The sequence below is a fragment of the Neomoorella carbonis genome (assembly GCF_045278715.1).
Lineage (GTDB): Bacteria > Bacillota > DSM-521 > Neomoorellales > Neomoorellaceae > Neomoorella > Neomoorella carbonis.
Window position 1 is genome coordinate 726,655 of the sequence record NZ_CP136420.1, and the last position, 24,464, is coordinate 751,118.

Annotated in this window: 30 protein-coding genes and 1 pseudogene; 20 read left to right on the forward strand and 11 right to left on the reverse strand. The window is 53.8% G+C overall.

Going from position 1 to position 24,464, the window contains the following annotated elements:
• Positions 1-11: 11 nt before the first annotated feature.
• From mqnE to ade, 4 genes are all read right to left on the reverse strand, one after another.
• Positions 12-1,154: an aminofutalosine synthase MqnE gene (mqnE, locus tag MCACP_RS03625; protein ID WP_406678023.1), complete on the reverse strand. Its 1,143-nt coding sequence runs from the start codon at positions 1,152-1,154 to the stop codon at positions 12-14.
• On the reverse strand, positions 1,151-2,002 hold the full coding sequence (locus MCACP_RS03630; protein ID WP_406678024.1) for an MTAP family purine nucleoside phosphorylase: 852 nt from the start codon (positions 2,000-2,002) through the stop codon (positions 1,151-1,153). Before MCACP_RS03630 ends, mqnE begins: the two co-directional genes overlap by 4 nt.
• Positions 1,995-2,627, reverse strand: coding sequence for a TetR/AcrR family transcriptional regulator (locus MCACP_RS03635; RefSeq protein WP_406678025.1), 633 nt, complete (start codon positions 2,625-2,627; stop codon positions 1,995-1,997). Before MCACP_RS03635 ends, MCACP_RS03630 begins: the two co-directional genes overlap by 8 nt.
• Positions 2,628-2,767: 140 nt before the next feature.
• The gene (gene ade / locus MCACP_RS03640) at positions 2,768-4,570 is read right to left on the reverse strand and encodes an adenine deaminase (protein ID WP_406678026.1); all 1,803 of its coding nucleotides are present in this window, start codon (positions 4,568-4,570) and stop codon (positions 2,768-2,770) included.
• A 170-nt stretch (positions 4,571-4,740) separates the two neighbouring features.
• Here ade and MCACP_RS03645 point away from each other — a divergent pair, with 170 nt between their 5' ends.
• The 5 genes from MCACP_RS03645 (at position 4,741) to MCACP_RS03665 (ending at position 10,078) form a co-directional block, all read left to right on the forward strand.
• Positions 4,741-5,940 carry an acyltransferase gene (locus tag MCACP_RS03645; protein ID WP_406678027.1) on the forward strand — a complete coding sequence of 400 codons (1,200 nt, stop codon included), beginning with the start codon at positions 4,741-4,743 and terminating at the stop codon, positions 5,938-5,940.
• Positions 5,941-6,094: 154 nt separating this feature from the next.
• Positions 6,095-6,508 carry a hypothetical protein gene (locus MCACP_RS03650; RefSeq protein WP_406678028.1) on the forward strand — a complete coding sequence of 138 codons (414 nt, stop codon included), beginning with the start codon at positions 6,095-6,097 and terminating at the stop codon, positions 6,506-6,508.
• Positions 6,509-6,621: 113 nt separating this feature from the next.
• Positions 6,622-8,112, forward strand: coding sequence for an HlyD family secretion protein (locus tag MCACP_RS03655; RefSeq protein WP_406678030.1), 1,491 nt, complete (start codon positions 6,622-6,624; stop codon positions 8,110-8,112).
• A gap of 5 nt (positions 8,113-8,117) precedes the next feature.
• Positions 8,118-8,867 (forward strand): ABC transporter ATP-binding protein, encoded by a 750-nt coding sequence (locus MCACP_RS03660; RefSeq protein ID WP_406678031.1) that lies wholly within the window; start codon positions 8,118-8,120, stop codon positions 8,865-8,867.
• On the forward strand, positions 8,864-10,078 hold the full coding sequence (locus MCACP_RS03665) for an ABC transporter permease (protein ID WP_406678032.1): 1,215 nt from the start codon (positions 8,864-8,866) through the stop codon (positions 10,076-10,078). Before MCACP_RS03660 ends, MCACP_RS03665 begins: the two co-directional genes overlap by 4 nt.
• Positions 10,079-10,098: 20 nt before the next feature.
• On the opposite strand, the gene MCACP_RS03670 is transcribed toward MCACP_RS03665, so the two are convergent.
• The gene (locus tag MCACP_RS03670; RefSeq protein ID WP_406678033.1) at positions 10,099-10,257 is read right to left on the reverse strand and encodes a hypothetical protein; all 159 of its coding nucleotides are present in this window, start codon (positions 10,255-10,257) and stop codon (positions 10,099-10,101) included.
• Positions 10,258-10,362: 105 nt separating this feature from the next.
• Here MCACP_RS03670 and MCACP_RS03675 point away from each other — a divergent pair, with 105 nt between their 5' ends.
• Positions 10,363-11,505: a stalk domain-containing protein gene (locus MCACP_RS03675; RefSeq protein WP_406678034.1), complete on the forward strand. Its 1,143-nt coding sequence runs from the start codon at positions 10,363-10,365 to the stop codon at positions 11,503-11,505.
• A 310-nt stretch (positions 11,506-11,815) separates the two neighbouring features.
• Here MCACP_RS03675 and MCACP_RS03680 read toward each other — a convergent pair whose 3' ends face one another.
• Positions 11,816-12,097 (reverse strand): hypothetical protein, encoded by a 282-nt coding sequence (locus MCACP_RS03680; protein WP_406678035.1) that lies wholly within the window; start codon positions 12,095-12,097, stop codon positions 11,816-11,818.
• A gap of 159 nt (positions 12,098-12,256) precedes the next feature.
• Here MCACP_RS03680 and MCACP_RS03685 point away from each other — a divergent pair, with 159 nt between their 5' ends.
• Positions 12,257-12,487: a hypothetical protein gene (locus MCACP_RS03685; protein ID WP_406678036.1), complete on the forward strand. Its 231-nt coding sequence runs from the start codon at positions 12,257-12,259 to the stop codon at positions 12,485-12,487.
• Positions 12,488-12,517: 30 nt separating this feature from the next.
• Positions 12,518-13,741 carry an N-acetylglucosamine-6-phosphate deacetylase gene (nagA, locus tag MCACP_RS03690; protein WP_406678037.1) on the forward strand — a complete coding sequence of 408 codons (1,224 nt, stop codon included), beginning with the start codon at positions 12,518-12,520 and terminating at the stop codon, positions 13,739-13,741.
• 79 nt (positions 13,742-13,820) lie between these two features.
• Here the strand turns inward: nagA and MCACP_RS03695 are convergent, their stop codons facing one another.
• From MCACP_RS03695 to MCACP_RS03715, 5 genes are all read right to left on the reverse strand, one after another.
• Positions 13,821-14,459, reverse strand: a complete 639-nt coding sequence (locus MCACP_RS03695) for a hypothetical protein (RefSeq protein ID WP_406678038.1) — start codon at positions 14,457-14,459, stop codon at positions 13,821-13,823.
• A gap of 112 nt (positions 14,460-14,571) precedes the next feature.
• The gene (locus MCACP_RS03700; RefSeq protein ID WP_406678039.1) at positions 14,572-14,721 is read right to left on the reverse strand and encodes a YvrJ family protein; all 150 of its coding nucleotides are present in this window, start codon (positions 14,719-14,721) and stop codon (positions 14,572-14,574) included.
• 1 nt (position 14,722) lies between these two features.
• Positions 14,723-14,953, reverse strand: coding sequence for a hypothetical protein (locus MCACP_RS03705; protein ID WP_406678040.1), 231 nt, complete (start codon positions 14,951-14,953; stop codon positions 14,723-14,725).
• A gap of 165 nt (positions 14,954-15,118) precedes the next feature.
• Positions 15,119-15,340: a DUF2922 domain-containing protein gene (locus MCACP_RS03710; protein ID WP_406678041.1), complete on the reverse strand. Its 222-nt coding sequence runs from the start codon at positions 15,338-15,340 to the stop codon at positions 15,119-15,121.
• A 25-nt stretch (positions 15,341-15,365) separates the two neighbouring features.
• On the reverse strand, positions 15,366-15,593 hold the full coding sequence (locus tag MCACP_RS03715; RefSeq protein WP_406678042.1) for a DUF1659 domain-containing protein: 228 nt from the start codon (positions 15,591-15,593) through the stop codon (positions 15,366-15,368).
• A 442-nt stretch (positions 15,594-16,035) separates the two neighbouring features.
• Between MCACP_RS03715 and MCACP_RS03720 the strand changes: the two genes are divergently transcribed.
• The 12 genes and pseudogenes from MCACP_RS03720 (at position 16,036) to MCACP_RS03775 (ending at position 24,397) form a co-directional block, all read left to right on the forward strand.
• On the forward strand, positions 16,036-16,290 hold the full coding sequence (locus tag MCACP_RS03720; protein WP_406678043.1) for an AbrB/MazE/SpoVT family DNA-binding domain-containing protein: 255 nt from the start codon (positions 16,036-16,038) through the stop codon (positions 16,288-16,290).
• A complete protein-coding gene (locus tag MCACP_RS03725; RefSeq protein ID WP_406678044.1) occupies positions 16,274-16,711 on the forward strand; it encodes a type II toxin-antitoxin system VapC family toxin in 438 nt (145 codons plus the stop codon). Before MCACP_RS03720 ends, MCACP_RS03725 begins: the two co-directional genes overlap by 17 nt.
• A gap of 139 nt (positions 16,712-16,850) precedes the next feature.
• On the forward strand, positions 16,851-16,991 hold the full coding sequence (locus MCACP_RS03730) for a DUF5615 family PIN-like protein (protein WP_406678671.1): 141 nt from the start codon (positions 16,851-16,853) through the stop codon (positions 16,989-16,991).
• Between the two features lie 131 nt (positions 16,992-17,122).
• Positions 17,123-17,314, forward strand: coding sequence for a winged helix-turn-helix domain-containing protein (locus MCACP_RS03735; RefSeq protein ID WP_406678672.1), 192 nt, complete (start codon positions 17,123-17,125; stop codon positions 17,312-17,314).
• 47 nt (positions 17,315-17,361) lie between these two features.
• Positions 17,362-17,679: a hypothetical protein gene (locus MCACP_RS03740; protein ID WP_406678045.1), complete on the forward strand. Its 318-nt coding sequence runs from the start codon at positions 17,362-17,364 to the stop codon at positions 17,677-17,679.
• Positions 17,669-18,019 carry a hypothetical protein gene (locus tag MCACP_RS03745; RefSeq protein ID WP_406678046.1) on the forward strand — a complete coding sequence of 117 codons (351 nt, stop codon included), beginning with the start codon at positions 17,669-17,671 and terminating at the stop codon, positions 18,017-18,019. The genes MCACP_RS03740 and MCACP_RS03745 overlap by 11 nt, the downstream gene beginning before the upstream one ends.
• 20 nt (positions 18,020-18,039) lie before the next feature.
• Positions 18,040-18,381: pseudogene (locus tag MCACP_RS03750) on the forward strand (sugar phosphate nucleotidyltransferase); the annotation flags it as partial.
• Positions 18,382-18,424: 43 nt separating this feature from the next.
• Positions 18,425-19,825: an oligosaccharide flippase family protein gene (locus tag MCACP_RS03755; protein ID WP_406678047.1), complete on the forward strand. Its 1,401-nt coding sequence runs from the start codon at positions 18,425-18,427 to the stop codon at positions 19,823-19,825.
• Positions 19,822-21,009, forward strand: a complete 1,188-nt coding sequence (locus MCACP_RS03760; RefSeq protein WP_406678048.1) for a glycosyltransferase — start codon at positions 19,822-19,824, stop codon at positions 21,007-21,009. The genes MCACP_RS03755 and MCACP_RS03760 overlap by 4 nt, the downstream gene beginning before the upstream one ends.
• Entirely contained in the window at positions 21,006-22,031 is a 1,026-nt protein-coding gene (locus MCACP_RS03765) for a glycosyltransferase family 4 protein (protein ID WP_406678049.1), read from the forward strand. The genes MCACP_RS03760 and MCACP_RS03765 overlap by 4 nt, the downstream gene beginning before the upstream one ends.
• Positions 22,028-23,083 carry a glycosyltransferase family 4 protein gene (locus tag MCACP_RS03770; protein ID WP_406678050.1) on the forward strand — a complete coding sequence of 352 codons (1,056 nt, stop codon included), beginning with the start codon at positions 22,028-22,030 and terminating at the stop codon, positions 23,081-23,083. Before MCACP_RS03765 ends, MCACP_RS03770 begins: the two co-directional genes overlap by 4 nt.
• A gap of 3 nt (positions 23,084-23,086) precedes the next feature.
• Positions 23,087-24,397 (forward strand): hypothetical protein, encoded by a 1,311-nt coding sequence (locus MCACP_RS03775; RefSeq protein WP_406678051.1) that lies wholly within the window; start codon positions 23,087-23,089, stop codon positions 24,395-24,397.
• The last annotated feature ends 67 nt before the right edge of the window (positions 24,398-24,464 follow it).

Here is a 24,464-nt window from a genome sequence, read left to right on the forward strand (position 1 = left end):
TATCCTCCTTTTCAGGCATAGCGGCGGATTTCCCGGTATAAAGTATCCCTTTCCACCGGGATCCGGCCGGCCGCCCGGATACTTTGCAAAAAGCTTTCGGCAGGCTGATACTGGGGCGTTACAGCCCCGGCGTCATGGAAGATATGCTCTTCCCGGACGGTACCGTCCAGGTCGTTGACCCCAAAATGCAGGGCCACCTGGGCTAACTTCGGCCCAATCATAATCCAGAAGGCTTTGATGTGACGGAAGTTGTCCAGAAGCAGGCGGCTGATGGCCAGCATCTTCAAGTCGTCCACCCCGGTGGTTCCCGGCAAGTTGCTGAAAGCCGTGTTGGCCGGGTGAAAGGCCAGGGGAATAAAAGCCAGGAAGCCCCCTGTCCGGTCCTGGAGTTCCCGGAGGGCCAGGAGGTGATCCACCCGGTCGGCCGCCGTCTCCAGGTGGCCGTAGAGCATGGTAGCGTTGGTGGGTATGCCCAGCCGGTGGGCCGTCTCGTGGATCTGGAGCCACCGCTGTCCATCGATCTTTTTGGCACAGAGGCGCCGGCGTACAGCCGGGGCAAAAATTTCGGCCCCACCCCCGGGAAGGGAGTCCAGGCCCGCCTGCCGGAGTTCCTGGAGGACGTCAGCTACGGGGCGACCGGCCCGGGAGGCTATAAAGTCAATTTCCACAGCGTCAAAGGCCTGGATGCAGGCCCCGGGTGCCGCCCGGCGCACGGTTCGGATCAGTTCCAGGTAGTAATCATAGGGTAATTCCGGATTCAGGCCGCCGACAATATGGATCTCGGTGACACCTGCGGCAGCCGCCGCCCTGGCCTTCGCTTCAATCTCCGCCAGGGTGAGGGTATAAGCCCCCGGCGTACCTGCCTGTCTCCCAAAGGCACATAAATCGCAGAGATTTTGGCATATATTGGTATAATTGATGTGGGCATTATTGATAAAATATACGGTATCACCGCAGGTCCGCTGCCGGGCCAGATCGGCCAGGTAGCCAATACCAAGGAGGTCCTGACTCTCCCAGAGACGTATACCGTCCTCCCGGGTCAGCCTTTCCCCGGCATATACCCTGGCAGCTATGTCCGCCAGTTCCCCCCGGGAGAGCTCCCGGCGTATAAATTCTGCCGTGGTGGTGGGCAAGGCCTTTCCCACTCCTTTCATAAGGGGTGCTTGCCGATATTTTCCGGGCGTAAAAGGGTCGGCTTGCGCAGGTCGGCGCAGCCGCAGTCGCTGTCCAGGGATACCCGTCCCAGGGCTTTCAGGATGATGCGGCCGAAGTCAGGGGCGGCTTCAAAAAAGAGCTCCTTCAACTCCCTGTGCTCCCAGGGTTTCACCACACCCTCCCCGTAATTTACAACCAGATAGATGCCGGCATAACAGGCCCCCATTTCCCTCGCTAGGTAGACTTCGGGGCAGAGGGTTTGGCCCACTACGTCCGCCCCCCACTGGCGGAAGAGGCTTACCTCGGCTGCGCTCTCAAAGTGGCGCCCATCCGTCACCAGGTAAACGCCGCGGTCAAAGACCCGGCCGAGGGGAGACTCTTTAGCCGTTTCTACCAGGGTCCTGTGCAGGGAAGGGCAGATAGGCCGGCGCATTATCGACAGATAGCCCTCCTGGAGCCCCACATCCCGGCGCATGGAAAAATCAATGTAGTCGGTGACCACAACAATGTCCCGGAGGTCCAGGAGGTGATTAACGCTCCCCACCCCGCCTTCAGCGATAATCTTCCGCACATTAGCCTGCATAAAGGCGTGGAACAGGCGCTGCGAACTCTCGCCCCAGGAGACGCCGGGAATCCTCCCATGCATTTTGGCCGCCAGCACGCGCCGGGGCGGGTCGCCAGTTGTAAAAAGAGTTAGAGGTGCACTGGGACCCCAGGGGGTGGTAAAAACCACCTCCCGGGCCAGCACCTCCGTCCCGGGATCCTTTAAGGCGTCAGGAAAGTTCAGGCTGAAGGTGCCTGAGCCGCCGATAAAACCGATGTCTGCCTGGATCTTTTCTTCAAGCATTCTCAATTACTCCCTCCACTGGATAACCCAAACCGCGCAGGTTATAGGCTATCAGCTCTTTGCCGGCCGCCGTCAGGTCGGCGGGAATACCCTCCTTGAGCCAGCTGATGACTACCTGGTAAAAGGTACCTACAAAGGCGAGGGCCGCGATATGGGCATCCTGGGGTGGGAGTTCCCCTCGCGCGATCCCCTCCAGCACGTCTTCCTCGACCAGCCTGGCCAGACGGCGCAGCAAATCGTAGAGTTGTTCCGCCACTGCCGGGTGGCCCGCCGGCGATTGGACCAGCATCACCCGGGCCAGGTCGCGGTTCTCCTGTAAGACCGCCAGGGCCGCCTCCATAGAAGCCTGGAGTTTTTGGCGTCCGCCGGTGGCGTTTTTGCGGGCCCGGGCAATACGGTCCAGGACCATTTCATAGGCTTCGTTGACCAGGGCGGCAAAGAGGGCTTCTTTATTGCGCAGGTATAAATAAATCGTACCGATGCCCACCCCCGCCCGGCGGGCGATATCTTTAATCGAGGTGCCGTAGAAACCGTTACGGGCGAATTCTTCCCGCGCCGCCTGCATAATGGCCTGCAGGCGTGCTTCTAGCCTTTGATCCACCTTTTTCGTCCGCCGGTAAACCAAAACCTTTCCCCCAATTTTCATGTAATGAATAGCGGTTCATTTTTTCAATTGCCATTTTAAAACTTACCGAGGAGAAAGTCAATCTCTGCCGGTAATCCCGCCGGGATAAAGGTACCCTCATGCCCCTTTAAAAAGGCCTTTTAGTCGATAATGAGATCAACAAATTTAAACTCCAGGGTGTCCACCAGGCCGCGGTTGGTCAGGCGCAGTTCCGGCAGGACCGGGAGGGAGAGGAGGGCCATGGTCATAAAAGGCGATACCAGGCGGCAGCCCAGCTCCTGCCAGGCCCGCTGGACGGCGGTAAGCTCTCCGGCTACTTCTTCCACCGGCCGGTCTGACATAAGCCCGGCAATGGGCAGAGGCAGGAGGGCCAGGATTTTGCCGTCCCGAACGGCTACCATACCGCCGCCGCACTGGGCCAGGGTATTACCGGCCAGGGCCATGTCGGCATCGTTCATGCCGACAATGAGGAGATTGTGACTGTCGTGGGCGACCGTGGAAGCGACGGCCCCGCCTTGAAAGCCGAAGCCCCGGACAAAGCCCAGGCCGATGCTGCCGTTACCGCCGTGGCGCTCGACAACGGCTACTTTAGCCAGGTCCCCGGTAGTGGAGGCCTGGAGCTGCCCGTCAGCAACCGGTACGTTGGTGGTGAGGTGGCGGGTAGTGACATTAGCCTCGATAATTTCTATCACCCGGACCCGGACCTGGCTCCTGCCTGCCGGGGCCGGCAGGCGGAAGTGGGCGGCTGCCAGGGGTTCCTTTAAGTGGACCGAATGACGCACCCGGTCGGGATAAGCGACGGCGGGGAGGTCGATTAACAACCGGCCGCCGGCGGCAACTATCCGGCCGTCGACCATGACTTTATCTACCTCCACACCGGCCAGGTCCTTCAGGAAGAGGATATCGGCACAGCGGCCGGGAGCAATGGCCCCCAGGTCCTGGGCGACGCCAAAGCATTCGGCGGTATTAATAGTTACTGCCTGGATGGCCCGGACGGGATCAAGCCCCTCCTCTACAGCCCGCCGCACCACATGGTTTAAGTGCCCTGCCGAAAGCAGGGTTTCCGGGTGGGTATCATCGCTGACCAGGACGGCGCGGCGGCTGTCGATTCTGCTTTCCGTAAGGCTTTTAATCGTGGCCTTAATATCGTGCCAGGCCGAACCTTCCCGCATCATGGCGTACATGCCCAGGCGCAGCCGGTTGAGGGCGTCTTCCCTGGAGGTAGATTCGTGGCAGGAAGAGATGCCGGCGGCAGTATAGGCGGCCAGGCCCTGGAAATCCCCCGGCAGCGCGAAGTGGCCGGTAACGGGTTTGCCGGCCTTTAAAGTGGCCTCCAGCTCGCCGTGCACACCGGGATCGCCGGCCAGGACGCCGGGGAAGTTCATCATTTCCCCCAAACCGCAGACGCCGGGCCACCCCATGGCACTGGCTATTTCCTCCGGGCCGAAGGCGGCACCGGCGTCCTCGAAACCCGGGGCGGCGGGGACACAGGAGGGTATGGTGGCAAAGACCTTTAAAGGAAGGTCGCGGCCTTCGTCCACCATTAACTTTACCCCTTCCAGCCCCAGGACATTGGCGATCTCATGGGGATCCATGAATATCGCCGTTGTGCCGCCGGGAAGGACGGCGCGGGCAAACTGGGTTACCGTCACCATACTGCTTTCCACGTGAACATGGCCGTCCATAAAACCGGGGCAGAGGTAGTAACCGGAGGCATCGATTATTGCCGTTGCCGGGCCGATGCTGCGGCTGACATCGCCGACGCTGGCTATCCGGCCATCCTTTATGGCAATATCCCAGGGCAGGATCTCGCCGGTAAAGACATTGACGACTTTACCGTTTTTAATTACGGTATCGGCCGGGATTTTCCCGGTAGCTGCAGCCACCAGTACCCGCGTAACTTCAGCCAGGGGACGCCGTGAAGAGAACACTGTAGTATTCATCTCCTCTTTTTTGCTTAAAATTTGTTTTTAGTATAAAACTTTAGTTTGGGTAATAGCAATATTTTTACCTCCCCTGGCCGGGGCAGGTGTCACCAGGTAAAACTTAATTTGTTTTCAGGTTTCCCCGGGGCTTAGTTGTTAAAATAGGAGCTTGAAAGGAGTTGAAGCCCATGGGGAAACCCCATATTGGCGAGGTTGATTACCTGCGGGTTTCTGGTCTGATAACCGTTGTTGTGATCCATGCCTGGGGATTTTACCTGCTGATGCCGGTGAACAGCCCTTACAGCCGTATCGCCAAGGAACTGGGTGTCAACCTGCTCCGCTTTGGCCGCCAGATCTTCATGTTCATTACCGGCCTGGTGCTTTTTTATAACTACAGCGGCCGTAAAATAAATCTGCCTCGCTTCTTCAGCCGCCGGTTGAAAAACCTGGCTATACCTTATATTATTTGGACAGCCCTCTACCTGTTCCTCAAACGTTCATCCGGGATGGTCAACTGGACCGGCTTTGGCGGTTTTCTAGCTTTATGGTGGCAAAATGTCCTGAACGGCAACGGCTACAGCCATCTCTATTACATCCTGGTGGCTATCCAATTTTACCTGATTTTCCCGTGGCTGGTCGTCTTTTTCAAACCCCGCCGGCCGGGAATGACGGCGGAGATTATAACCTGGCTGGGCCTGGCCCTGTATGCCCTGTACTTTTACCTCCTTGAGGTCCGCCAGGATCTGATATGGGCCGCAGTTGCCGGTACTCCCCTGGCGGGAATTACCGGGTGGTTTTTGCTCTATAAAGACCGCCTTATTTTTTCCTATTTTCCCTATTACCTCCTGGGAGCCCTGGCCGGCCTGCACCTGGATTCCTGGCGGCGGTGGCTGCAGGACCACCTGGAAGTGGTTCTGGCTTTTTTAGTCCTGGCGGCAGGCCTGGTTGCCAGTGAGTACTTTTATTACTACCGGCACCAGGGCCAGCCCTGGGCCCTGACTATCAGCGTCTTCAAACCTAGCATTTATCTGTACAGCCTGGCAATCATTACCGTCCTTTTTCAATTATCCTTTTATCTTGAACGCCGGGGTTCCTTGCGCTGGCTCGTTTCACCCCTGGCGGCCAATTCCCTGGGAATTTACCTGCTTCATCCCGCCGTATTGTTTATTTTTAACAGCTATTTCTGGAAGTACATGCGCCTGCCCGGCTTCTTGCTGGCTGTGCTGGAACCTGCGGCGGCAGTCGTTATCTCGGGCGCCGTCAGCGCCCTGCTGGGCAGTAACCGCTACACCCGTTTTATTATTGGCGAAGCCGGAAATCTGAAAAATAGTTTCCTGTTGGGCAAATTGCAGGCGGTGGTCAAGCTTCCCCTTGGGGGTAAAGCTTAAGACGGCCGCAAGTGCCTCCTTAAATTAAGCTGCTGCGGCAGCGCCCGGCACCTCCTGGCATGCAAAGGGACATAGTTGTAATTCAGGCAGGCCTGGATTTATCCGGGAAAGGAATAAAGCCATTTAAAAATGCCTCCTGCAAGAAGCCGGCGAATTGATCGCGCTGCTGAAAAATATGGCCGGGCGGGGGCGGCCGGTAGTATTTATCAGCCATAAGTTAAATGAAGTCATGGCCGTCAGCGATAGAGTAACGGTGCTGCGGGACGGCAGGGTAGTGGCCGTGCGGAAGACTTGCGCAACCTCGCCCCAGGAGCTGGCCCGGCTCATGGTAGGCCGGGATATGACTCCCCCGGCAGCCAGGAGGCGGCGTCCTCCTCATGGACGCGGGAGAAGCCGACGAACGCTCTTTAGGACTGCTGATGGCCGGCATCCGGCAGGAGGCTTCTTAAGTTTTTGCTTGCGGCGAACCTTAAACGCGGTTAAAGGGCCCAAGCGGGTTTCAGGCTGTTGGCCAGGCAACAGGTCGACAGCCTTTCTTTTATATCCCCAGACCGATGTCCGCGGTTGAAAGCGGCGATTGCTTCCTAATATTTCTTAGAAATTTTTAAGGTTTAACCACCGGCATCCTGCTATAATTGGAAATTAGATATCCAGCAGCGCGCAGCAGGAGAGGAGATTGACATGACAGCAGAGGCAGTCCCTGTAGCGCCCCCCCGGCCCAAAAAGCTCAAGTGGCTGCTGGGGGTTTGTTTATTTTTGCTCCTGGGCGGCGCCGTCCTGTGGTGGCAGCATGGGCGCCGGGTACAGGTATCGTACATAACCTTGCCCGCCAGCCAGGGCAGCATCGTCAACACCGTCAACGCCACCGGCACCATCGAGCCGGTCAAGAGCGTGAACCTGGGCTTTAAAAACAGCGGCATCATCAAAGCCATCTACGTCAAGCCCGGGGACGTAGTCAAAGCGGGCCAGGTCCTGGCCAGCCAGGACACCACCGACCTGGAGGCGCAGCTGGCCCAGGCCCGGGCCAATCTCAACAGCGCCCTGGCTAAGCTGCAGCTCCTGGAGGCCGGGCCCCTGCCCACGGACATCGCCCAGGCGGAGGCCAACGTGGAAGCCGCCCGGGCGGCGTATAACAACGCCCAGGCCACGGTAGAACGCGACCAGGCCCTCTACCAGGCCGGGGCCCTGTCCAAAGCAGATCTGGACAGCGCCATCACCAACCGCGATTCCGCCGCCGCCAAGCTGCGCCAGGCCGAGGCGGCCCTGGAGGCTTTGAAAAACGGCAACCGGCCGGAAGACATCGCCGCCGCGCGGGCGCAGGTGGAGGCCGCCCGGGTGCAGGTGACCCTGGCCCAGAGCAACCTGGACAGCGCCCAGCTCCGCGCCCCCTGGGACGGCATCGTCAGTGCCGTCAACGGCGAGGTGGGTTACCGCGTGGGCAGCGGCACGAACAATGAGAACACCAGCTTCCTCACCCTGATCACCCCGGCCCTGCAGCTGCGGGCCCAGGTGAACGAGGCCGACATCAACAAAGTAAAGATCGGCCAGAAGGTAACCTTCACCGTCAACGCCCTGCCCGGCCGGGAGATGTCCGGGCAGGTGGCCTGGATCGCCCCCCAGGCAAGCACCGTATCCAATGTCCAGTTATACGACGTGGTGATATCCTTAGATCCGAACCTGCCCCTGAAGGCCGGCATGACGGCCAGCGTCAACATCATCATCGCCCGCAAGGACAACGTCCTCACCGTGTCCAGAGCGGCCCTGGCCTTTGCCGCCGGCTACCAGAACAGCAGCAGTAAAAGCGGCAGCCAGGCCGGCGGCACGGCGGCGGGCAGCTCCGGCAGCGCGGCAGGCCAGCGCGGCGGGCAGGGTAGCACATCTTCCGGCGGCGGTACCGGTACGGGGAAGAGCGAGGCAAGCGCTGAAGAACCCGGCACCACACGGGCCGTTGTGCTGGTCCTGGAAAACGGCCGTCCGGTACCCCGCCAGATCGTCACCGGCCTGAGCGATGAGCGCAATGTCGAAGTAGTGAGCGGGCTGCAGCCCGGCGAGGCGGTAGTCGTCGGCACCAGCACATCCGCCAGATCGTCCACCGGCACCCAGACCAGGTCGCTATTCGGCCCGGCACCCATGCAGAACCGGCAGCCGGCCCGGACGACCCAGGGGAGGTAACCGGCGTGGGCGCGCCAGTAATCCAGCTGCAGGGGGTAACCAGGATCTACGCCAGCGGTGAAAACCGCGTGCACGCCCTGCGGGGCATCGACCTGGAAGTCGCCGAAGGGGAAATGGTGGCCGTCATGGGCGCTTCCGGGTCGGGCAAATCCACCCTCATGCACATCCTGGGCTGCCTGGACAGGCCCACCGGCGGCCGCTACCTGCTCCACGGCCAGGACGTCACCAGGCTGACACCGGACCAGCTGGCCTACATCCGCAACCGGCAGATCGGTTTCGTCTTCCAGAGCTTCAACCTCATCGGCAACATGACGGCCTGGGAAAACGTCGCCCTGCCCCTGATCTACGCCGGCGTCCCCCGGCGGGAAATGCAGGCCAGGGCACTTACCGCCCTGCGGCAGGTAGGGCTGGAAGGGAGAGAAAACCACCTGCCGTCCCAGCTGTCCGGCGGCCAGCAGCAGCGGGTGGCCATCGCCCGCGCCCTGGTCAACGATCCGGCCATCATCCTGGCCGACGAGCCCACCGGCGCGCTAGATACCCGGACGAGCGTCGAGGTGATGGCCATTTTCCAGCGCCTGCACCGCGAGCGCGGCCTGACGGTCGTCATCGTCACCCATGAGCCCGACATCGCCGCCTACTGCCGGCGGCTGGTACGAGTACGGGACGGCCTGATCGTCGCCGATGAAGTCATAGCACAGCCGCGGCAGGCGGAAAAAGAGCTGGCGGCAGTGCCGGCAGGGGAGGGGAAAGAATGAAACTCAGGGCGGCGCTGGCCGTAGCCTGGCGCGGGCTGCTGGCCAACAAGATGCGCTCCTTACTGACCATGCTGGGCATCATCATCGGCGTGGCGGCGGTAATCGTCATGATCAGCATCGGCCAGGGCGCGACGGCCCAGGTGACGGAACGGATAGCCCGCATGGGGTCCAATATCTTAATGGTCCGGCCGGGGGCGGGGTTCGGCCCCGTCCGCGGCGCCGCCGGGGCCGTCGAAAGCCTTACCCTGGACGACGCCACAGCCATTTCCGCCCTGCCCCTGGTACGGAACGTCGCCCCGGAACTCAACCGGCAGGTGACGGCAACCGCCGGCAGCCAGACCTGGACCACCACCGTCAAAGGCACCAGCGCCTCTTACCCGGAGATAAGAAACCTGGCGGTAGCGGCAGGCTCCTTTTTCACCGCCGAAGACACCGAACAAGCCGCCCTGGTGGCCGTCCTGGGGCCGACGGTGGAAGCCAACCTTTTTCCTGACGGCGCCAGCGCCGTCGGCCGGACCATCACCCTCAACAACCTGAAGTTTACCGTGATCGGCGTCCTGGCGCCCCAGGGCAGCGGCATGGGAGGCCAGGATCAGGACGATATGGTCTACATTCCCATCACCACCGCCCAGCGGCGCTTCACCGGCAGGCAGAACGTCCAGGTCATCAACGTCCAGGCCCGGGATGCCGAGAGCCTCAATACGGTGCAGGACGAAGTCGCCGCCCTGCTGCGGCAGCGGCACCGCCTCAGCAGCCAGCAGGCAGACGACTTCAACATCCAGAATATGACGGCCATCATGGAGACCGTAGCCGACACCACCAAAACCATGACCCTGCTGCTGGCCGGCGTGGCGGCGGTGTCCCTGCTGGTGGGCGGCATCGGCATCATGAACATCATGCTGGTGTCCGTCACCGAGCGCACCCGGGAGATCGGCATCCGCATGGCCGTCGGTGCCACCAGCGGGGCCATCCTGACCCAGTTTCTCATCGAAGCCCTGGTCCTGAGCCTGGTCGGCGGCGTGATCGGTATGCTGGCCGGCCTCACCGGCAGCCGCCTCGTAGCCGTCCTGGCCGGCTGGCCGGCAGTCATCTCCCCGGCCTCCATCCTGCTGGCCATCGGTTTTTCGGCCCTGGTGGGGATATTCTTCGGCTACTACCCGGCCCGCAAAGCCGCAACTTCCAACCCCATTGAAGCCCTGCGGTACGAGTGAGCTTAAAAAGCCCCCTGCAGTCACAGGGGGCTCAATTTATCTTCCCGGCGGAGGATTATGATATCGCCCTTGCGAACGATGAGCTGTGCGGCGACAGTACTGCCGCCGGGCTCTACCAGCAGGTAGCAACTGTTTTTTTCACGACAGGCGGTACCGCGGGCGGAAAGTTTACAATACAAAAGGTTTCCCGGCGGCGCTGGAGGGCAAAAATCGGAATTTTAACAGAAGGATTTTCCATATGAGAAAAGAATATTTTAAATAAATCTCTTATAGGAGGTTTTTTTATGATCAAAAAATATTTTTTCCTCGTGTTTGCGTTGTTCTTCTTTATAGCCCTGGGTGGGGTAAATGCGGGAGCGGCAGACATCGATGCCCGACCGCTTGTAGTCCAGGGAGCGATGGATCTGGAGATACAAGAACTGGTGAAAGCATTGGATAACCCCAAAGAAATAACCTTTGGAAGCTGGACTTTTTGGCAAGGAACGATTGACAATCTTCCAGTTGTTGTCTCCCGTACTGAAGTAGGTATTACTAACGCTGCCGCCGCTACGCTCTTGGCTATTGAGAAATTTCATCCCTGGGCCATAATCAACCAGGGAACATCAGGGGGCCACGACCCTTCTTTACACCGTTTTGATATTGTTTTAGGAGAAAAGGCCATTAATTACGGAAAGTTCAAGTCTAACCACCGGGATTATGGGCAGGGCACTAATCCTCTGGAGTGGATACCAGAAGATGTAAAGTTGAATTTGGATGGCAAGAGGATAAGTTTTCACGGTTTTGAGGGCGACCAGGAATTATTGAAGATAGCCGAAAGTGTAGCCAGTAGCTATCAATACGGTCGGGTTGTCAGGGGAGTAATTGGCACTGCAGATGAATGGAACCGGGAATTAGACCGTATAAAATGGGCGCATGAACGACTTGGTACTTCAGTAGAAGAAATGGAAACAGCATCTGCGGCTCAAGTAGCCCGGGCATACAATATACCTTTTCTTGGTATTCGCATCTTATCCAATAGCGAACCCCAAAATGAAAACTGGGATCCCAAGGCAGGGGCCTATTGCCAGGAATATGTCTTGCAAGTGATTAAAGCCATAGCAAAAACAAAGAATTTGCAGGATTTAACACCTAACTTCAAAGTTTTCATTGACGGTTCTGAGGTTAATTTAAAACATACTCCCTTTGCCATCAATGACGTTGTATACCTGCCTGTCAGAGAAGTTTTCACCAGAATGGGCGGAACAGTCGCCTGGGATAATGAACAACGCTTGGCTCGGGTTAAATTAGGAGATAAAGATTTAGTTATTAAAGCAACGAGTGAGGGCTTGTTGCGAGATAGCATCCTATATATGCCGGTTCCCATGATAGCTCAGTCAACTGATTACCATTTGATACTTAATGACTATGAAGTACGCCTTTACCGTTAAAAAAGAAGCACAAAGGTAACTCACGTTCTGGGATGTAAAGGCCCGGCTGAGTGGCCTCTACAAAAACGATGCATAAAAATCAGCCCCCTGCATTGAGGGGGATGATTTTTTGTTCCCGCGGAGGAATATAACGTCACCCTATGCACTGGGATATTACTGCCTGCCGGGCTCTACCAGCAGGTGGCAATTTTTTTATACTAGAACCTGCCGAAAAGCGCTTATACCGGACGCTAAGGATGGCCAATAAAACATGAAAACGAAAGCGGGGATACGAACCCCGGACAGCTATCTAAGCTAGTGAAATAAAAGATTAAGCTTCACTTATTGAGAGCTCCATTAAAATCAAAAAGGCGATACTGGTGATCTGGTTAACCAATTCCTTATAAAACTTACGCTCCTGACGCCATATTGTATTTTTTTCGATAAAGGCGTTTATAAGGTCCTCGACGGGGCCGACGATAATTATTGCCAGGGCAATATATAGCGGTATCCGGGAACGGCCACTTACTAATTTCGCGAAGCATTCGATTACAACTACAGTCCCGAAGAGGTAAGAAAGAGAGCCGAGAATTTTATTTATATCGTCAGCCATATAATATCACCTGGTATAATTTGCTTCCATATGCATATTATTCTTGGCTATGTGATATGGTGTTAAACTAGAGGAGAGATGCTAAAACTTAGAAAAAGCGGCCTCGCGAAGTATGAAGATAATTATTATTGCGAGAACACGACAGTATAAAGCCCGAAAATGACAGCAGGAAAAGACTATTTTCGACAACTTATTCCATTAATCTTAAAAAGTATTTTACTTGATTTTTTCACTGTCGATGCAGGAATTTCAAATTTAAGCAGTGCCTTTCCCTGCCGCTTTCACCCGACGGCGCGCCGGCTGCGCCAGGAAAACCAGGCCGGTAAGCTGGGCCGGGTGGTAGCCATTCGCGCTACCAATCACGGCTCGCTGCCGCCGGCTGGTTTTTAGACCGGGAAAAAGCAGGAGGCGCAGTCCAGCATGACGACGGCCAGAGATTTTTCCTTGCAGGGCGGTATCATCGTGCTGCCGGACCGGTTAATAGCCGGCGGTACATTAACAATTAGCGGCGGAAAAATCACCGCCCTGGCCGGGCCCGGCGCCGGCAGGGAAGGTGCCGGCCGGGTGCACCGGGGCATAACCGTAGACGTTTCCGGCCGCTACGTCTGCCCGGGGTTTATCGACCTGCACGTCCACGGCGGCGGGGGCCACGGCTTTGACTGGCAGCAACCGTGGCATGAATGGGAGCAGGTGGCCCGCTTCCACGCCCGCCACGGGGTAACCGGCCTCCTGGCCACAGTCCCGGTCCCGCACGGCGCATGGCATTTGCTGCATGAGTTCCGTCAGGAGGTGGCCGGGAAAAGTTGGGAGGGGAGTACCATCTTCGGGCTGCATCTGGAGGGGCCGTATTTAAGCCCGGCGCGCCGCGGCTGCTGGCACGAGTCTTCCCTGCGGCTGCCACGGCCTGACGATTGCCGCGCCCTCCTGGAAGCCGCCGGTCCCTTCCTGAAAATCATTACCCTGGCCCCGGAACTGCCCGGTGCCATAGAATGTATTTCTCTCCTGGCCGCCGCCGGGGTGGTGGTCGCCATGGGCCACACGGAGGCCACCTATGACCAGGCGGTCCGGGCGGCCCGCGCCGGCGTTCGGAGGGTCACCCACCTCTACAACGCCATGCAGGGGCTGCACCACCGGGAGCCCGGTGCCGCAGGGGCGGCCCTGGACCTGGACGGGGTGACGGCGGAAATAATCTGTGATGGCGTCCACGTCCACCCGGCCGCCATGCGCCTGGCCCTGCGGACTAAAGGGGTGGACGGCCTCAACCTGGTCACCGACGCCAGCCCCCTGGCCGGGGCTCCGGATCCGGGAATAGAAGTGCCCTTCGGCCAGTTCCCCGTAAAGATCGTTGACGGCGTCTGCCGCGCACCCGACGGTTCCCTGGCCGGCAGCCTCCTGACCATAGACCGGGCGGTAGCCAATGCCGTCCGGTTGCTGGATATCCCCGTCTGGGAGGCGGTGCGCATGGCCAGCCTGGTCCCCGCCCGGTCCATCGGCATAGCCCAACATAAGGGCTCCCTGGAAGAGGGGAAAGACGCAGATATCGCCATCCTGGACAGCGACTTCAAAGTGGAAGCCACTTTTATCGGCGGCCGCCTGATCTACGTAAATCCCGGGGCAAAAGAAAGATACAAAATGTTATATTGACTAGCCTCCGCTATATTGCCCGGACTATTAAGACCCGGCGGGATATGCCGGTCCCCGCAATAAAAGCAGCCCCCTGCAGTTACAGGGGGCTGCTTTCATCTTCCCGGCGGAGGATTATGACGTCGCCCTTGCGGTCGATGAGACGGGCGGCGACAGCGCTGCCGCCCGGTTCTACCACCAGGTAGCTGCCAGCGTCTTCCCGGCAGGTGGAACTCCGGGCGGAAAGCCGGCAGAAGGTTTCCCGGCGGCGCTGGAGGGCCCTTTCTCCTTCCACCAGGCGCAGGGCCAGAGTGTCCATATTTAAGAGGCAGGGCAGGGCCTGACTGCCGGCGAGGATCAGCCGGGTGCGGTAGAAGCCCTCATTGTATGGTTCGAAACTTTTTACCTTGCTGCCGACCACGTAGCCTGTCCCGCCCTCGTCGCGGCTGCGGGGCCGGCGCAGACGTAAAGGCACGAGGACCATTTCCGGTCCCAGAACAATGGGGGCCAGGTGACTGCGGCCTTCCCGGGACCAGGCGGTATACTCCTGCCGCCAGGATACGCCCAGATGGGAGGCCAGGGCCTTCAGGACGGTCTTCGTCCGGCGGCGGTCCAGGATTTTACTCCCGTCGTCCAGCCAGACCTCGGTATAGTTGCCGGCGTCAACGCCGCTGCCGTAGACCGGCACCAGGCAGTTTAATTTCTGCCATAAACCTTCCTGGATCCAGTTAGCCACCATATTTGCCACCTCCTACCTCAGCTTTATTATATAAGAACAACAGTTCGCAGATCAAGATGGTTTTAATCACGCTTCAGAATAGCAGCGTCGCGCTGGTTTCCCCGGCAGAGTCTTAGCCGGGCGAGGTTTTGCCCAGGGTTTGGGCCAGGTCGTGAATGGCCGCCGTCAGGTCGTCGAGCTTTTTTTCCACCCGCACCAGCAGGTAGAAAGCAATGACCATGGGGAAGCCGTAGTTGCCGATCTGGACCCAGAGGTTTTCCATGTCAGGCTCCCTCCTTCTCCTTATCGAAACTCCACTGTTGGATTACCTTTTCCCGGGCCTGGCCCAGGAGCTCGCCCCAGGCGGCCGCGCATTCGCCGCAGAGAATGAAGTCACCGATGAGGGCGGTATCCTCCAGGAGCAGGATTTTCGCTTCCAGGGTCTGCTGGCGGTCGCAGCAGTGGCAGCGGCCCCGCCGGGGCCGGGCGAAATAACTAAATTTGACCTGCAGCATACCAGGAGCCTCCTCTTCTTATTTCCACCGTTCTATGGTGACGGTATGTCGCCATGAGCGGCTCCTCCAAAGCCACCTTGAACAGGTCCTGTGAAATTTAGGGATGGGGTGAGCTGCGAGTACCTCAACCCGCTCACCCCATTCGGGACTAATTAACCGTAAAGCTTAAGCAGCAATGATGTCGGTGACATCCCTGATGACGATGCGGGCGCCGATAATAGCCGTGAGGTCGCCGCCGGGCGAGGTAAAGATGTTTCGGGCCAGGATGAGCTCCATGACGGCCCGGACTTCAGCCTCGGTCAGGTTGTCCCGCGGGTCAATAACCGCCAGGGTGGTACGGCGGCCGGCGGCATTCTGGAAAATCAACTCCAGGCGCTTGGTAGGCATGACGGTTCACCTCCTGTAGGTTTAATTAGGAGCTGGCGCTGAGGTCGTTCTCGTTAACGCGGCTGACGGCGTTAACGGGATGTACCTGCAGGCTGCCGATGGCCTGGGCGACGTCGTAGACATCCTGGTCGCTGGCAGAGGGTTTGACGCGGCTGTAAGAGCGCACCCGGTAAACGGGCTGCCCGTTGGCGCCAGTCCCGGTCTGCACCTGCAGGCGTAAGGTGGTGGCCAGCGGGGTGCTGATCACAGCCATTTGTTTCACCTCCCTTCGGACAGCTACAGCATAGCATGGTTGCCTGTAAAAACGAACTAATGTTTGTATACGATTACGAGCTCGAACCTGTCGTTAACCGCTAATACCGGCTGCTAAGGAAGGCCAATAAAGCATGAAAACGAAAGCAGGGATATCGTACCAGGCGGATTACTTTAACTTTTGGCAAAGAGTTGGAAAACCAGGCCGGCAGGCCCATGGCAGGACCCGCCTCTATCCGCCCTGGAAGCCCTGCAGCAAATGAGTTACAAAGGGCGGCCATAACTGGGCCGGCAGGCCGGGTTATAATAGTAATCACCTGTCAGGGAGGGGAAGACTTCCTGCTGCCGCACGGCGTGGAAGTAAATGGCTTTGGTGCATAACCGATCTATTGCTTTCTTACTTATAATGTCTTACAATAGGCGTAAGAAAGGAGGCTTTTGTTATGGAAATAGCCAGGTTATCTTCCAAAGGGCAACTGGTACTACCGAAAAATATTAGAGAAGAGCTCGCCTTGAAACGTGGAGGAGAACTAAAGGTGGAGTTGGTAGGGGGTAAGATAATCCTTGAACCTGTTTACCAGAAAACCAGGACGGCTGGCTGGCGTCGCTGGCGTGGTGCCCTGCGCGGGAAGCGGGTATTGGAAGAACATCTGGAGGAACATAGGCAAGAGGTAGACCGAGATGGTGAAGATATTTGATGCCTATGCCGTCTTATGCTGGATGCAAGAAGAACCCGGTTCATCTTACATTGAGCATCTGTTGGAGCAGGCCGAAAAAGAAGTAATTAAGATCCAGATATCAGCCATTAATATTGGGGAAATCTTTTACCGCCTTGTTAAGAGTGGGCATAGCAAAGAGGCGGCCTCCTTTTTAATGGACGTTAAAAAGAAAATCTTTCCCTGGCGGGTAATCCCGGCATCTAATACACGTATCTGGGAAGCAGCGAAACTAAAAGGCGAATACAGGATATCTTACGCCGATGCTTTTGCCCTGGCACTGGCCCGGGAAACAGGGGGTGCAATAGTTACAAGGGACCCCGAAATAATTGAAGTTTGTAATAGCGGGCGTTTTCTATTAGATCAAATACCCTCAGAATGGCCACTTCAGGCAAAAAAATGAGGCTTTGTTAGGACCCGCCCCTATCCGCCCCGGAAGCCCTGCAGCAAATGGGTTACAAAGGGCGGCACTGCGCTACGCAGCTAATTTACTGGTGGAAGAACAAATAAGGGCGGTGCTATAAAGTGCTTTGGCAAAAATATTGGCCCGAGCAGGATATAGGGCTATTGATGTTCGCGACAAAGGTTTACGTGGTGCTCAAGATAGATATATATTCGCCTTTGCTTGCCAGAGACAAGCTACTATAATTACTGCAAACGTAGGTTTTGCAGGCCTTTCATAATACAACATCGATTGACCATGTAATCCATTGACGCGTTTAACATATGCTGGTATTATTGTACATAAAGTAAGCATAAGATATGTCGAAATAAATATAATGGAGCAGTCGGCATAGATAGCCATTACGCAGTCCTGGACTGCCTGCAAAGAAACGACAAGCTCACCCAGCGTGAGATCGCCCTCCGTACCGGCCTTTCCGCTTCCTGCGCTGCAGACCTGGCTGGTATAGACGGCCGCAACACCATGATAATCACCTGGCAGGCCGGGGAAGAATACCAGCCGCCGCCGGGGATAGAAGGGGTAAATATAATTGACCGGTTGTAGGGATTGGGGAGTAGAAATAAATTAAGAGGCACCCATAATAACATATAATGGAACAGAGATCTGAAAAGAGAACTTCCAGCCTTGTTCAGGGAGGAATGTCCCTTATGCCTCGAAACACGATAAAGCCAGCTCTACAGGATCTAGCAAAACGGAACGCAGAACTTTACGAAAAATATGGGCGACCTTTAGAAAAAGAACACAAAGGGAAGTTCGTTGCTATTTCCGAAGAAGGCAAAGTCATAATTGATCCTAATGATGTCCAGGTAGCCCAGAAAGCAATAGAAGAATTCGGTCCCGGCCATTTTGCCTTCTATAAGATAGGCTTTAAGGCAACTGGCAAGTGGAGGATTACCAGTGCATCATAGCTATGAATATCCCTATACTGATTTATCTATTTCTGTCGGCAAATATAAAGAAAATGTCCATGCATATATAGATACCGGCTTTGAAGGTTATATCGTGTTACCTGAAAATTATGTTGAAAAGATTGGTTCCCCGGCTTTTATCAGCAATTGTGAAGTGGCCGATGGAGCCCTGGTTGCAGCAGCAGAATACATTGGCACCATTGTGATCCCGGATATAGGATTTACTCTTATGGCGCGTATTACCTGTTTGGGTAATGAAATTCTAATTGGAAGAGCAGTAATCGATCATTTGCGCCTGATATTTGACCGGGGCCGGCAAGTTATTATTTATAACGACTGAAAGTTCAGGTGAAATCGAGCATGAAAGGTCTCATCCTCTCGGGCGGCAAGGGCACCCGCCTGCGCCCCCTCACTTATACGACAACTAAACAGCTCATCCCCGTGGCCAACCGGCCCATTTTATTTTTTGTCATCGAGCAGGTCGTCCAGGCCGGGATAAGGGACATCGGCATCATCATTTCCCCGGAGACGGGGGAGAGCGTGCGCCAGGCGGTGGGCGACGGCAGCCGCTTCGGCGCGCAGGTAACGTACATACTCCAGGAAAAGCCGCTAGGGCTGGCCCACGCGGTACTTACGGCCCGCGATTTTCTTAAGGACGAGCCCTTTCTCATGTTCCTGCGGGATAACCTTACTTCCAAACATGAAGTTTTAGCGAAAATTTACACATTTAGCAAGGCGGCATAATATGACTGTTCAACCTACGATCTTTTCGAGACTAACGAAAAATGTTTTATATCAACAAGCTGCTCAAGGCATTGTATCTCTTAGCTTTCGACAATTAGCTTCGATAGGCATATCCGGGATAGGAACACTGATCCTTATGCGGATATTAGGACCCAGAGAGTATGGTATGATCGTTATTGTACAGGCAATAATGGCTTATCTTATAGTTTTTGGATCCAGTTTTGGTGCTTACGTTGTACGCTCATCATCAATGGAAATGATCCATGATATTTTTACGTTAGCAGTTTTATTATCCTTTTTTATTTTTGGTTTATTAATGATCCTGGCTTCACTTATTGCTGCTTTTTGGGGTGTTCCAGAACTAAAACCCCTTATCTATTTAAGCGCCGCAGGTGTTTCTTTTGGGATACTTGCTGGCGTACAGGCTGGTATTTTAGAAAGAGAAATGCGTTATCCAACCCTGGCTGGATTAGAACTTGCCTCAATAATTCTTACGTATATCATCGCTATAATTATGGCTTGGCAGGGAATGGGGCCACTAGGGGTTACATTGGCAATGGCTGGTACTTATATAATCCAATTTATTGGTTTTAAGATTGCAACGGGTTATAGATGGAAACCAGTGGTCCCCAAATCCTTTCGGGTTATTATAGGATATGTCTTTTCTTATGCAGCATCCGGGTTAACATGGCAGCTCAGATCTTTAATTAATCCCATTATTGTCGGTCGTATATTTGGGCCGGAAATGGTCGGGATTATTGGAGCAGTGTTAAAGGTGGTAGAGGCTTCCGGAGCCCTTCGTGGCCCTGTGCTCCGGGTTTTATTTAATGTAATGAGCCGCGTTCAAAAAGATAAAAAAGAACTTAGCAAGGCCATTTTTTTTGGAACGAGCTATCAAATTTTGCTTTTGGGCCTTCTTTATTTCCTAATTGCGCTTTTTCTACCTCTGGCAGTACGCCTGATCCTTGGTCAACAGTGGGTTCCGGTCATAGAGATATATTCCTGGGTGGCTGTAGCGTTTTTATTCCAATCTATACCTTTATCCCTGGTTAATATATTTTATGTTTCCGGACAAAACCTGAAAGTCCTCATTGCTAATATAATTTATATTGGCCTTCTTGCATTATCTACCTATGTTTTTGTGGGGAGAGCAGGTGCGAAAGGGTACGGTTGGGCGGAAATTCTATCAGTGATTATATATGGTTTGATTATATATCTATATAGTTTTCCAATAATAGGCACTGTTAGATTGCCATTATTATTGGCTTCAGGCTTAAGCTTGGCAATAGTTACCACTAAATATATCTCCTTTTGGTCATCTTTACTGGTGTTCTTATCCCTTTTAGGGAGACATGACCGGCAGCTTCTGTTCAAGGTATTTAGAGGGGCTTATGAAAAATGAAAGGAAAAATCGTGAAAATACTACTATTAGTTCGCTGCCTTAATACCGGCGGAGGGGAAAAAGTAGTTCTTGAAGTTCTAAAACGGCTCGATCGCGAAAGAATACATATAACCTTGGTGCCGGTGTTGGGTGGAGGACCATGGGAGGATAAGGTGCCATCATGGGTTGCCGTTAAACCGCTTCTTCAATGGCGAGGAGCTAACCCCCTTGGTCCAATACGTATTTTTCAGTTAGCACTTAAGATCCCTTATTTAATAAGCTTGGTCCACCAGCATGACATCATTTGGAGTGGGGGAGGCTTTGGTGGAGCCCATTACTTGGGCGCCCTTGCCTCGTTTTTGACTGGTAAGCCCCTGATCGCCTGGGCGCACGGTGCAGAGCCACAAGTACTTAAAACAGTTCGAGCCAAAGGTTTCAGGGCGTGGCTACACCGTTATTTTATTCCCCTGGCATATAAAAAAGCGCGGCTTATTATGGCGGTTTCCCAGGGTGTAAAGGATGAGTTGAGTAAGGATATTGATGGGATTAAAGAACGAATAGAAGTGGTCTATAATCCTGTTGATGTAGATGCCATACTTATTAAAGCGAAGGAACCTCTTCCATCAAATATAACACCTGACTTTTTTGCCGGCGCTCCAGTAATCATAGCTATTGGCCGATTTGAATTCGGGAAGGGATATGACCTGCTAATCAAAGCCCATGCCAGTCTTCTGCAGCAGGGCTTAAATGTAAAATTGCTCCTTGTTGGTGGTGGTCCGGAATATAGTTCGCTTGAGAATATGGTCCGCCGTCTGGGAACTTTAGAAAAGACTGCTTTTCTTGATAGGCTCGACAACCCTTATCCCTTGCTGGCCCGATCCAATATACTGGCATTTCCATCGAGGGCCGAGGGTTTCGGGGTTGCCCTTATAGAAGCCATGGCTCTAGGTATTCCGGTAGTGGCGGCAGATTGCCCCAGCGGGCCGTTTGAAGTTTTAGATGGGGGAAAATATGGCCTTTTGGTGCCGCCAGAAGATCCAGAAGCCCTAGCCGGGGCTGTGGCCGATATTTTAAATAACAGAGAAATGTCCAGGCGATTTACTGAACTCGGACCCCTTAGGGCAAAAGATTTTGCTGCATCAACTGTTATCGCTCGCCTTGAGAAATTATTACTTGATTTTGCAGACAAGGAGATATCCAGGTGAAAGTAGCTTTCTATCAATTCTTCCCGCCGACATTGTGGACGCCGGGAGGCGGAGAAACCCAGCTAGTTAAAACTAAAGAAGCCCTTGAAAGATTAGGAGTTGAGGTGACATTATTTAACCCCTGGTCGCGTTCAAAGGACTTTGATATACTGCACGTCTTTGGCTCCAGCTATGAATTGAGTAGTTTTGTGCGCGCCGCTAAAGGGCTGGGGTTACCTGTGGTTGTTTCAATAATAGCTTTTTCCGCTAAACCATCCTGGCAATGGTGGCTTTGGAGGAGGATAGATAGATTTATTCCCATTCCTACAACATACAGGTTGCGCCACGAGATTTACACAAATGCCGACCGGTTGATTGTAGCTTCCCGATCCGAAGCGGAGCAGTTGTCTCAGGGTTTCCGTATTAATAATAAAAAGTATCGCTGGGTACCCCATGGAATTGAGGGGGAGCGATTTATTAAAGCTGACCCAAAGCTTTTCATCAAACGTTACGGGTTACAGGATTTTGTCCTCCAGGTAAGCCGCATTAACCGGCATAAAGGGCAGGTAAGACTAATCCGGGCGCTTGAGGGAACAGGTATCAAACTTGTTTTTATTGGGCCATTAGATCCTATTGATCAGCAGGGGACCCAGGAATTCTTAAATCTAGTAGAAAAGCATTCAGGCTGGGTACATTACCTTGGGACGTTAAATTATGATGATGAATTATTGCCTTCGGCGTATGCTGCTTGCAGAGTTCACGTTTTACCTAGCACAATTATTGAATCACCGGGCCTCGTAACCTTAGAATCTACTGCTGCTGGGGCAGCAGCAGTATCAGGTAATTATCCGACGCTCTATGAATATTTAGGGGAACGGGTTTATTACTGCGAACCTGCTTCCATCGCTTCTATCCGCGCGAGTGTGCTACAGGCTTATGAAGAAGGTATTAAACCTGGAGCAAGGGAGTACGTTGTAGACAACTTTTCCTGGGACCGGACCGCCGAGCGGCTGTTAGAGGTCTATCAGGAGGTACTTGCATGAAGGTTGCTTTGATTGCATTATCTGTGCGGGGTGCTATGGGCCAATATCTGGAAGCCTTAGTGCCTCCCTTAAGTAAAGTTGTTGAGGTACATTTATTTGTGCCATTCCATTTTATGGGCGAAACTGACGAGGCCATCGTACATCGTTTTGCGACTGGTTTTAACCAACGCCAGGCCCTGCTCCGTTTTCTCAACCCGCTGGCGGCCTGGCGGGTTTGGCGAGAAGTGCGGGTCGTAGCCCCCGGGGTAGTGCATCTTTTTAATGGGGAAGGATACCCGTGGTCCTTGATATTCGCCTTAGGGGCTTATCGTGATCAAATCCCTCTTTTGGTAACGGTACATGATCCTGAACCGCATCCCGGTAATACCTGGGAAGCCATGAATGCATGGCTACGTCGGGCGGTTCTCCCTCTGGCTGCAGGAGTGCATGTTCATAGCAAGCGTTTTGTGGAGGCATTGGAACGATTAAAGATAAAACGGGAACGAATCCATGTGATCCCCCATGGAAGCATCGCCGAGCGGTTCTTAAAATACCGCCAAGCAGGAATAAAACGTGAACCGTTGGCATTGTTCTTTGGCCGCCTGGAGGCTTATAAGGGCGTAGATCTTTTGGTGGATGCTGCAATTCGCTTAAATGGGGAAATCCGGGTAATTATCGCTGGTCCTGGTAAATTGCCCACATGGTTGGAACAAAAAATCAGGGATAAAATAAATATTTTCGAAGTACATAACCGCTACCTGGAGGATACGGAGGTTGCCCATCTCTTTCAGCGGGCTTCAGTATGCGTCCTTCCTTACCGCCAGGCAACCCAATCAAGTTTGCCCCTTATAGCAGCTGCCTTCGGTGTTCCGGTGGTGGCAACTGCTGTTGGTGCTTTCGTAGAGGATGTCCCGAGGGTTGGAGGCATACTGGTACCCCCGGAAAATGTAGAAGCTTTAGCCCAAGGGATTTTCCAAGCCATGCAAAAAAAGCCGGTCTATCCTGAGGAACTGCGCTTTGAAAATCTTGCTGGCCGGTTTGTAACAGTATACAGGTCGATTTGTGGGAGATAACTTATGGAGAGCTTAACACTTACTTATCTTCTTGCCGTTGCTCATATTACATTGTATGGCATCGCTTTATTACTTACACGTTACCCAGTAATAAGTATTTTTCACTTGGCCTTAGCTAACTTTATTATTGCCTTTGGAGTTAGACCTTTACTAAGCGCATTTTTTGGTGGCGTAACTTTATACTGGGTTGGATTAGGATGGGAAGCATACAATAGAGGGCTCCTATATCAGCTAATATTTACTTTATTTTATGTGATTGGTTATTTAACCTTAATAAGACATGATAAGGGATCGCAAATAATCCCTGAGAATCGTATATCCTTACGTGGTGCGATATTTACTTTTTGCGTGGGATTAACCGCTGTGGGACTAATTCACATTCTCTCACGCGGTGCCTGGTTGCCAACGGCGCGAAATCAAACTTTAACTTCAGTAGTACCCTTCGGTAAGATTTTGTTTCCACTCGCTGTTATACCGTTAAGCGTTTCTTTGGCAATCCTCTTCATTTTAATGTTGCGGTACAGACGCCATCCGATAATATTTTCGAGCGCTTTATTGTTAGAAAGCCTTGCCTTTCTCCTTCTTTCGCTTTTATATCAACGGGGTTTTATACTGAGTGGGCTAATTTTAGGTGCCTTATTCTATGAACGTTTTATTAGACGATTTACTTATATAAGAGCTTTAACCTTGGCATTTTTACTGTTAGTATTATTGTTTACATTACGTCCTTTAGCCATATTTATTTCTTCCGGAGGTAAAACAATAGTTTTTGATTCAGGACAAAGTGGATTGATAGGCAAAGTGCGACATCACCTATTGGATTCACCTAACTTTGACAATGCTGACGTTTGGCCGGTGGTTATTGCAAATGTAAATCAGGAAGGCAATACGCTGGGCAGTACTTTTCTTGCCATCCCGGCACGTTTTTTAACACCTGGGATACGGAAAGAGTTAGAGCTGGAGACAGCCGTCGACAGGGTCAATGCATTTTATTGGGGTAAAAAATATTGGGAAACAAATTTTGGTTTTAATATTAATCTACCGCAGGAGCTATATCTAAATTTCGGGGCTGCTTTGATGCCTCTCGCCTTTATTGCCGGAATGTTGACGAGTATAATTGATCGGTGGCTTAAGCGATTACGGAGAATTACTCTTCGAACAGTTTTTTTGGGAGCAGCGGCGTTAGCTGCTGGTGGATTTGTAGGCGAGCCTGCGGGTACGGTACAGTGGGTTACTGCTTACATAGCTTTAGGTCTATTTTTAAGCTTTTTAGAGCGTCTACGTTTGCATTGTTCTGTTGGTGGTACCCAATAAAAGGTTCTTTTCATACCTTATCTTCTGTTATAAGAATCTTAAGGAGCCATGCATGAAAGCTCTAATT